At 45.3% G+C, this 9,231-nt stretch carries 9 protein-coding genes and 1 riboswitch; of the genes, 1 reads left to right on the top strand and 8 read right to left on the bottom strand.

Translation table 11 applies throughout. From position 1 onward, the window contains the following. A partial coding sequence (locus ACYQ2O_RS08330) for a helix-turn-helix domain-containing protein (protein ID WP_459796402.1) occupies window positions 1-260 on the bottom strand: 260 nt, incomplete at its 3' end. Between the two features lie 78 nt (window positions 261-338). On the opposite strand from ACYQ2O_RS08330, the gene ACYQ2O_RS08335 reads away from it, so the two are divergent. Beyond that, window positions 339-491 carry a hypothetical protein gene (locus ACYQ2O_RS08335; protein ID WP_176759675.1) on the top strand — a complete coding sequence of 51 codons (153 nt, stop codon included), beginning with the start codon at window positions 339-341 and terminating at the stop codon, window positions 489-491. Between the two features lie 36 nt (window positions 492-527). On the opposite strand, the gene ACYQ2O_RS08340 is transcribed toward ACYQ2O_RS08335, so the two are convergent. From ACYQ2O_RS08340 to gcvT, 7 genes are all read right to left on the bottom strand, one after another. Then, window positions 528-2,159 carry a Na+/H+ antiporter NhaC family protein gene (locus ACYQ2O_RS08340; RefSeq protein WP_346023881.1) on the bottom strand — a complete coding sequence of 544 codons (1,632 nt, stop codon included), beginning with the start codon at window positions 2,157-2,159 and terminating at the stop codon, window positions 528-530. Between the two features lie 77 nt (window positions 2,160-2,236). Next, window positions 2,237-2,404, bottom strand: a riboswitch (Lysine riboswitch). A gap of 189 nt (window positions 2,405-2,593) precedes the next feature. Further along, window positions 2,594-3,097, bottom strand: coding sequence for a nucleoside 2-deoxyribosyltransferase (locus tag ACYQ2O_RS08345; RefSeq protein WP_346023880.1), 504 nt, complete (start codon window positions 3,095-3,097; stop codon window positions 2,594-2,596). Window positions 3,098-3,471: 374 nt separating this feature from the next. Next, window positions 3,472-4,257 carry an SDR family oxidoreductase gene (locus ACYQ2O_RS08350; RefSeq protein WP_346023879.1) on the bottom strand — a complete coding sequence of 262 codons (786 nt, stop codon included), beginning with the start codon at window positions 4,255-4,257 and terminating at the stop codon, window positions 3,472-3,474. A 132-nt stretch (window positions 4,258-4,389) separates the two neighbouring features. Further along, the gene (gene gcvPB / locus ACYQ2O_RS08355) at window positions 4,390-5,853 is read right to left on the bottom strand and encodes an aminomethyl-transferring glycine dehydrogenase subunit GcvPB (protein WP_346023878.1); all 1,464 of its coding nucleotides are present in this window, start codon (window positions 5,851-5,853) and stop codon (window positions 4,390-4,392) included. Between the two features lies 1 nt (window position 5,854). Then, complete coding sequence (gene gcvPA / locus ACYQ2O_RS08360; protein WP_346023877.1) at window positions 5,855-7,210, bottom strand: aminomethyl-transferring glycine dehydrogenase subunit GcvPA; 1,356 nt, start codon at window positions 7,208-7,210, stop codon at window positions 5,855-5,857. 83 nt (window positions 7,211-7,293) lie between these two features. After that, window positions 7,294-7,680, bottom strand: coding sequence for a glycine cleavage system protein GcvH (gene gcvH / locus ACYQ2O_RS08365; RefSeq protein ID WP_091268565.1), 387 nt, complete (start codon window positions 7,678-7,680; stop codon window positions 7,294-7,296). A 33-nt stretch (window positions 7,681-7,713) separates the two neighbouring features. Beyond that, window positions 7,714-8,826, bottom strand: a complete 1,113-nt coding sequence (gcvT, locus tag ACYQ2O_RS08370) for a glycine cleavage system aminomethyltransferase GcvT (protein WP_346023876.1) — start codon at window positions 8,824-8,826, stop codon at window positions 7,714-7,716. Window positions 8,827-9,231 lie beyond the last annotated feature (405 nt).

Raw genomic sequence — 9,231 nt, forward strand, 5'->3', positions numbered from 1 at the left:
AACGAATCATCGAGATGACGTAACGCCGATTGCAATGAGATACTATCCACTTCTCTTAGCCAGTCGATTTCTTTCTTTAGTTCGGTCAGTTGAGCGGAGCAGGAATTGTAGCTCAGTCCTTTGCCCGAGCTTTCGTACAGCTCGTTCCATTTTGCAAGGAAATGGTTGAAGACGAACCGACTGCACCCAATCGTCTTCGCAATCAGGATTTCCTGCTCTTTGTTCGGGTAGATGCGGAACTTATAGGCTTTGTGTCTCATTGATTTCCACCCCCTTTAAATGATATACTTATTGTATCATTTTAGATATTATTTGTATATCATTAAGGAGTGAAAACAATGGAAAAGCAATCAGTTATTTTACGATTTCCGAAGACATTGCTCGATAGGGTGGACAAGTACAAAGAGCAGAAAGGGTTCGGTACTCGTACTCAAACAATTTTTCACTTGATTCAAACAGCACTCGAACAATCGGACAATCGGGACGGCTAAAGCCACCCCGTGTCCGAAGCCGATTCATCCCCCACTTTACACTTCGTAAGAAGTGGGGGTCTTCTCGGCTATTTTAGATAAAACGGAAATGACCGCTATGGCAATTGCATAAGGCAGCTGCGTGTTGACGTGGTCGAGCAGATTCGACCCTGCTCCCCTTGACGATAGAATGGTCGTATCTGAAATCGGTGAAGCGTGGTCCCCAAAGATTGCACCGGTCAGTACGGCTCCAGCTGACATAACGATGAAGTCGGCATTTCCAGGATCCATAGCAGTTGCCAGAGGAATAGCCAGCGGCATCAGGATACCCATTGTACCGTATGACGTCCCTGTCGCAAATGAAATGACAGCTCCCAGAAGGAAGATGACTGTCGGCAGCAGGAATGCTGGAAGTGTATCACTTAACAGCGACACAAGGTAGTCTGCAGTTCCGAGTTCACCCATCACGCCTGAAAGAGACCAAGCCAGTAATAATATGACACCAGTGATCATAAGGGTCTTCATTCCGGATACCCATATATCGATTCCTTTGCCAAAACTGAAATGACCTTTAATGACACCCATTACAAGGGCAATAATGCTGGCGATCAGTGCAGCCTGGAACAGGACGACAGATGCATCAGATGTACCAAATGTTTCTCTTAATGCAACAAATGAGAAAGGAGCATTCTGAACAGTCTGAATAAGTGCAGTGTTGTCTGAAGCTAGAATAGCCTGACGCCCGTCTGTGTAGAAACCGATAAAACTGAATAAAATCAGTGCACCGATTGGAACAAGCGCACTCCAGATCGATGGAGTACCTTTGGCTACAACTTCCAGTTCTTCTTCCTCACTCTCAAGCGTTGCTCCTTGAGCGATCAGTTGATGTGTATCTCGTGCACGTTCCTGAGCTTTTTTCATTGGACCGAACTCACGTAGAGTCATTGAGGTCAGAGCAACGAAAAAGAGCATCAGAATATTGTAGAAGCGGTATGGAATCGTCTGAAGGAAGACGCCATACGCATTTACTTCCTGACCGATCGACAGATACGCATCATTGATCAGTCCGACTTCATAGCCGATCCAGGTAGAAATAAGAGCGATCCCGGCAATTGGTGCGGCTGTTGCATCAATCAAGAATGCCAGACGTTCGCGGGAAATCTTCATTTTATCTGAAACAGGACGCATGATCGGTCCGACTATAAGCGCATTGGCGTAATCATCAAAGAAGATCAGTAGGCCCAGAGTCCATGTGATCAGCTGAGTACTGATCGGTCCTTTAGCCTTTTTAGCCAGAGCTTCGGCGATAGCTCGAGCGCCACCAGAACTGGTGATCAGAGCAATCAGCCCCCCAATAACCAGAACCTGCAGAATGATTCCCGCATTCCAGGGATCAGCCAATGAGTTCAGGATGTAATCAATGATATCCGTAAATCCGAAAATGATACCGGTCAAGATATTTGCTCCACCTGCATACTGAGCAATGATCGTTCCGGAAAACACACCCAGAAACAGTGACAGGACCACATTTTTTGTAAGGAAAGCCAAAGCGATAGCAACAAGAGGCGGAATCAGTGTGACTGCTCCAAGTTTTGAAGCCATGCTCCCTCCTGTTTCAGCTGCAGATACGGTGCTGGGGGTAAAACTGACCAGTCCGATTAATATAAACCATTGTAATTTTCTTTTCATGATATATCTCCATTTCTATTATTTATAAATAGAAAAAAGCACCCAGGAACACGCCCCTGAATGCTTGAAAAAACATTGACTAGGATAGTGCTCCACGTAAACGTGACAGTCATACGCCTGTTAAACGTATGCCCAGGAGAACCGGTTAACCACCTGATTCCCTTCGGCAAAGAACCCTTTCGTGACTGGTCAGCGGGTGTCCCCTCTCAGTCCTTACTCTTTTTCTTCGCGCCTCTATCTTTTCTATTTATACAACGCTTATTAGTCTACACGTTTCCAGCATGTTTTTCAACCGGATTTTTATTAATTCTGATGAGTCATGTCTCAGAAAACGTTTTATCATTGGTAAGACAGACCGGCAGCGGTCTGTCCACATTATTGAACACAAGATTAATCTTGCTTGATTTTCATTCTGGAGAACAGTCAGGTTGTTTTTAGACTGATTTCTGATCACTCGTCATCCATTCCTTCAGCATGTCGATCAGCTCGTCACTGCTTCTGACAATTTGCCCCCTTTGCTTGACCAGACCGACTGTGTAGAGATTGATATATGAAAATGGAGACTCGGCTATTTCATCCAGTGCCTCAATTTTCTCTTTATTGTTTCCTGCTCCTTGTCGAATATCAGTGTAAATCCCAATGATTGGTTTTTCCAGTGCATAGAAGTATCCGATCTCTGACGCGACTCCGGCATCGACTGTGACGCCGTCGAGTACAGCAACTAAGATGTCGGCTTTTTTCAAGTACGCATTGTCTCCATCGGCGATCTGGATGCTGCTGGCATAATTGCTCTTGTCATTGATCGCCGCGTTCTCCTGAGGCAGATAGACGTCAATATTCTCCTCAAATGCTTCTCTGATTTTATTGACGACGTATGTATTGTAGTGCTGCTCCATTTCAGTGAACAGTGGCGAGGCGAAATATAGGTGTTTGGTCATTTGACTAGTCCTTTCCTTTTTCGGCTGAATTTGTTTTAAGAAATGTGTTAAGACCTTGTACTGTGAAACAGGTCGGGTCCTCCAGCCTTTTTATAATTCCGTTTCACTCTAGTTTAACACAATTTTCCGACGTGAACTGCCTTATTCCTGTGCTTGAATCGAGTTCAGTAAGGAGATGAGCGGCTGAACTAAACCGTACTGGAATCGAGTCGAGTTCAGATAGGGATAACTCGTGTAAACTTTATTTTCATAGCCTATCAGTGGAGTTCAATCGATAAACCTATTCTGAACTAGAGCGTGTTTTCGGATTCTCAACATATAGAAAAGACCCGTCTTCATTAATGGAGAAACGGGTCTCTAGTCTATTTATCCTGCTAATACGACTTGCTCATTGCTCCATCGACAAGGATGGTCTGTCCTGAGACATAGGTGTTGACGCCAGAAACCAGGAAAGCTGCCATCTTGGCAAATTCTTCGGGTTTACCGTATCGGCCCGCTGGAATCTGGTTTTCAATCGACTGGTGAACGTCTTCTAGTGATCTCCCTTCGCGTTCTGCACGCTTGCTGTCCAGTTCGGTGAGACGATCTGTTTCAATGCGTCCCGCTCCAATGGTGTTGACCATGATGCCATCTCTGGCCAGCTCCTGAGATAAACTTTTAGACAAGCCCTGGACCCCCATTCTGAATACGTTAGACAGAAGCAGTCCGTCTATCGGCTGTTTCACTGAAGAAGAAGTATTATTCAGAATGTGTCCTCTGGTTTCTCTCAGATCCGGCAGAACTTCTCGAATCGTTCTGATGTAACTGTTCAAAGTCAGGTTAAAAGCCTTGTTCCATTCCGCATCATCCAGATCATTGAATGAACCTGCTGATGGGCCACCGGTATTGTTGACCAGGATATTGATTTTCCCGAATGTTTTTCGTGTCACTTCGACCAGATCCTTAATTGATGTGAGATCAGTCAGATCTGATAACATATAATCCACCTGACCTGTGGCTACCCGGTCGATTTCTTTTTTGGCTTCAATCAATTTATCCTTACTTCGACTCGTCAGCATGACATTGGCCCCTTCTTTGGCCAATTCCATTGCGACAGCTTTTCCAAGTCCCGTGCTTGACGCCAGGACTAATGCATTTTTCCCATTCAACTTTAAATCCATAAATATCCTCCCTGCAGAAAACAGGTTCTCTACCTTTCGAGTAAACAACCTGCTTTCAGTTTAATGTTCAGTTATCTTGAATGCTAATCGAGTTTGTCCGTCCTGTCAACTAATTGACCTTTATCAGACCGTTCAGTCTCTCTGATAAGTGACCACAGGTTTACGTGCGGCCGTTACTTCATCCAGACGTTTGACAGCTTTCGTGAACGGTGCTCCCGTCACAGTTTCCGGATTGTTTTCTGCATCTTCTGCTATTTCGATCATAGCATCAGCAAAAGCATCCAGCTGTTCTTTCGCCTCCGTTTCAGTTGGTTCGATCATCAGACATTCTTCAACAATCAGCGGGAAGTAGACAGTTGGTGCGTAGAAGCCGTAGTCCAGCAGACGTTTGGCAATATCAAGCGTACGTACCCCCAGTTTTTTCTGACGGACGCCGCTTAAGACGAACTCATGCTTACAGTGTGAACTGTATGGTGTGTCGTAATATGGTTCCAGACGGGCTTTCAGATAGTTCGCGTGCAGAACAGCATCCTCCGATACCTGCTGCAGGCCTTCTGCTCCCATGGAACGGATATACGAATACGCACGGACATTGACGCCGAAGTTACCGAAGTAGCCCTTCACTCGACCGATCGATTGTGGATGATCCGTTGTTACTTGATACCTGTCTCCTTCTTTTTCGATACGTGGAGACGGCATGAAGGCTTTCAGGTAGTCTTTCACGCCGATCGGTCCGGAACCAGGTCCGCCCCCACCGTGCGGGGTACTGAATGATTTATGCAGATTCAAGTGGACGACATCGAAGCCCATTTCACCCGGTGTTGATTTACCTAAAATAGCATTTGCATTTGCTCCGTCATAATAGAGCAGTCCGCCCGCTTCATGAACGATTTCAGCAATTTCAACGATGTCCACTTCAAACAGACCTAGCGTATTCGGATTCGTCAGCATCAGTCCGGCAGTATCCGGTCCGACCGCAGCTTTCAGTGCATCGATTCCGACACGTCCCTGCTCGTTTGATTTGATTTCCACGACGTCATAGCCGGCAACGACTGCACTCGCCGGATTTGTTCCGTGAGCTGAATCGGGAACCAGGATCTTACGGCGCTGTTCGCCTTCCCCATTTGCTTCATGATACGCTTTAAAAATGAGTAGGCCTGCCCACTCACCTTGAGCACCCGCAGCCGGCTGTAAGGAAATAGCATCCATCCCGGTGACTTCCTTGAGGTTCTCTTCCAGGCGATACATCAGTTCCAATGCCCCTTGAGCCGTTTGGGCTGGCTGGAACGGATGGATTTGAGCAAATCCGCTGTACCGTGCAATGTCTTCATTGACTTTCGGGTTGTACTTCATCGTACACGAGCCAAGCGGATAAAAGCCAGTCTCGATCCCGAAGTTCTTGTTAGATAAGCCTGTATAGTGACGCATGACTTGAAGCTCGGACAATTCAGGAAGTTCAGCTGCATCTTCTCTAATCAGATGCTCAGGTATAACGCCTGTAAGATCCGTTTTTTCAACAGAAGACTCCGGAAGACTGTAGCCTTTACGTCCCGGTCTGGAAATTTCGAATAGTAAATCGTTATAGACTGCAGTCATGTTATTTCCCCTCCCCTACTAAAAGTGATACGAGCTGGTCCATTTCTTCTTTCGTCCGTTTTTCCGTGACGCATAAGAGCATGGCATTCTCTTCGTTCAGTGCTTCAGACACATCGAACCCTCCGACGATTTGATGGTCAAGCAACTGGTCAGTGACCTCGTAGAATGGGCGGTCCAATTTGACAACAAATTCATTGAAGAAGTCATTGTCAGACAGAACAGTCAGTCCTTTATCAGTCAGCTCTTTTTTCACATAGTGGGCATGATTCAAGTTTTGCTGAGCCATTTCCTGCAGACCCACTTTACCTACTGCTGCAAGGAATACTGAGGTCCCAAGGGCTAACAGAGCCTGGTTCGAACTCATGTTGGATGTCGCTTTTTCACGGCGAATGTGCTGCTCCCTAGTCTGCAGCGTCATAACAAATCCTCGCTTGCCGTCTTTATCCGTTGTCTGACCAACGATACGGCTCGGTACTTTACGCATGTATTTTTTCTTCACTGCAAAGTATCCACAGTGCGGGCCGCCGAAGCTCATTGGAATACCGAATGGCTGAGTATCACCGACAACGATATCTGCACCCAGTTTTCCAGGTGCTTCAAGCAGAGCGAGAGCCAGTGGATTGGCCATGACGATAAGGATACCTTTTGTATCTTCAAGAAGTGATTTTATTTCTTTAAGGTCTTCAATCGTTCCGAAGAAGTTAGGGTATTGAATGATCACAGCAGCTGTATCCTCATCAATGGCTGACTTCAGTTCATCTATATCTGTGCGGGTACCGTTCAGACTGACTTCTTTCACTGAGTATTCCATGCCGTACGCATAAGTATGAATGACTTCTTTTGCCTGAGGATGCAGGGCTTTTGAATACAACACATTCTGTTTCTTCGTAGCTGAAGTAGCCAGGTTGCAGGCTTCGCCTAATGAAGTGAAGCCGTCGTATAAACTTGAGTTGGCTACGTCCATGCCTGTCAATTCACACATCATGGTCTGGAATTCAAACAGGGCCTGCAGTTCGCCTTGACTAGCTTCCGGCTGATACGGGGTATAAGCCGTCATGAATTCGGAACGCAGAAGCACATGATTGACGATGCTGGGACTATAGTGGTCATATACGCCTGCTCCTAAGAAATAGGCGTGACTTTCTGTTGTTGTATTTTTAGCTGCCAATTCTTTCATGTACTTGGTGAGTGCCTGTTCGCTCAAGGCATCTTCCAGATCAATCGCTTTATCTTTTGTTGCGCGAGTCGATTCAGGGATATCAGAAAATAGGTCTTTAATGGATGATACGCCGATCGTTTCAAGCATCTCCTTGCGGTCCTGATCGGTGGTCGGCAGATAACGGTGTTGGTTAGTCAAAAAATCCACTCCTTCATGTCTTTTGATGTCAAAAAAAGAGCAGAAAGAAGAGCGAATGAGATCCGTTCTTCTTCCTACAAGGGTTATAGTCCTGAAACGTACTCGTCGTATGCCGAAGCATCCATCAGTCCGGAAACATCGACTGGTTCAGATGACTGGATTTCAACAAGCCAGCCTTCTCCAAAGGGCGCTTCATTCAGTTTTTCAGGTTCATCTTCCAAGGCACTGTTGATTTTGGATACTGTGCCTTTTACGGGAGAATAAATTTCAGAGGTGGATTTCACTGACTCAACAGTCGCAAATTCATCCTCTGCTTCGAGTTCAGCGCTTAATTCCGGCAGTTCAACAAATACAATGTCGCCCAGCTGTTCTACAGCATAATCGGAAATCCCTACACGGACGTAGTCATCATTGATTAGTTCGATCCATTCGTGTTCTTCTGTGAAATATAGTCTAGCTTTGTCTGTCATCATTATTCCTTCTTTCAGATGTTATTTATCGCTTCAGTTCTTTAAAAAATTCTTCTTGATCAGTCTGGCTGGAATGCGTTTCTTACGGACTTGAATATAGACCGTGTCTCCCAGCTTGCCTTCAGATTTTCTCATTCTCAGGAAACCAATGCTCTTCCCAAGTGTCGGAGACTGGGTCCCTGATGTGACGACTCCTATTTCTTCGTCTGCTTCATTATATACCGGGTAGCCTTCTCTGGCTATTCCTCTTTCAAGCAGTTCAAATCCTCTGGACAAATAGACCGTTCCTTCTTCTTTCTGCTTTTCCAGGGCTGCTTGGCCGATAAATGGTTCCGGCTTATCCCATTTCACTGCAAAACTAAGCCCGGCTTCAAGAGGTGTAATGTCTTCAGACAAGTCCTGTCCGTAAAGCGGCATACCTGCTTCCAGACGAAGCGTATCTCTGGACCCGAGTCCACATTCAGCTAGATTATACTGTTTTCCTGCGTCCTTGAACGCCTGCCACAAGTCTTGAGTCTGGTTCCAGTTGACGTAACACTCGAACCCATCCTCACCTGTATAGCCTGTTCTGGAAACGAGCACGTCTGTAAATGTGCCGGCTTCAGCGATTTCCGTAAAGTGATAATTCTTCAGTTCTTTAATGTCATCCCCAAACACTTCAGCAACCACATGTGCCGCATCTGGGCCCTGAACAGCGATCAGTCCTGTTTCAAGAGATTTATCTTCAATCGTGACCGATCCGTCCTGATGCTTCAGCAGCCAGTCTCTGATTTTGTCTGTATTCGATGCATTCGGTGTCAGCAGATACGCTGATTCATTCTTTTTGAATATAATGATGTCGTCCAGGATGCCACCTGTTTCATTCGTGACCAGAGTATAGAGCGCCTGTCCATTTGAAATGGCCGCCAAATCGTTCGTTATCAATCTATTGAGCCAAGCTGTCGCCTGCTCTCCTTGAACCTCGATCTCTCCCATGTGAGATACATCGAACAGTCCTACACGCTCGCGAACAGCGTGGTGCTCTTCTATCAGTTTGGTAAACTGGATCGGAAGGGCCCATGACCCAAAATCCACCAGCTTTATTCCATTATCAGTATAGTAATCATATAAGGGTGTTCGTTTTAACTGACTTGCTTCTCCTGCCACTCTCATCCCTCCACTGCTTCTTCACTATTAAATACAAGTGATGTTCTCCTACATTCTAACATGATTTTATTCGTTATCAAACAGGTGAAATGACCATTATTAATAAAGAATGCGTTTACATTTTTATATAACGAACAATGCTCACTTTGATATATTTAATTGTTCGATTTTGTGTTTTGCTGAAATACGTGTTCATCAACAATTTACTTTTTATGTCCGTGCAAAGCTTATGTTATACTTATTATACTAGGTAGTGTAAAAAGTTTTATGAAAAACAAAAGAAAAATAAGAGAGAAATGATTTCTCACTATCATTAGTGGGAGTATTCGCCCTTGACAAACACATGAATGGTTTATTTGAAAAATACAAGGGCGACGATAGACAAATGAAGGCATGACTAAGACA

It is taken from the genome of Alkalibacterium sp. m-11, assembly GCF_054658155.1.

Bases quoted from the DNA above. Each gene is read 5' to 3' on its own strand.
- ACYQ2O_RS08335 (WP_176759675.1), top strand. From the start codon at position 339: ATGGAAAAGCAATCAGTTATTTTACGATTTCCGAAGACATTGCTCGAT.
- ACYQ2O_RS08340 (WP_346023881.1), bottom strand. From the start codon at position 2,159: ATGAAAAGAAAATTACAATGGTTTATATTAATCGGACTGGTCAGTTTT.
- ACYQ2O_RS08345 (WP_346023880.1), bottom strand. From the start codon at position 3,097: ATGACCAAACACCTATATTTCGCCTCGCCACTGTTCACTGAAATGGAG.
- ACYQ2O_RS08350 (WP_346023879.1), bottom strand. From the start codon at position 4,257: ATGGATTTAAAGTTGAATGGGAAAAATGCATTAGTCCTGGCGTCAAGC.
- gcvPB (WP_346023878.1), bottom strand. From the start codon at position 5,853: ATGACTGCAGTCTATAACGATTTACTATTCGAAATTTCCAGACCGGGA.
- gcvH (WP_091268565.1), bottom strand. From the start codon at position 7,680: ATGACAGACAAAGCTAGACTATATTTCACAGAAGAACACGAATGGATC.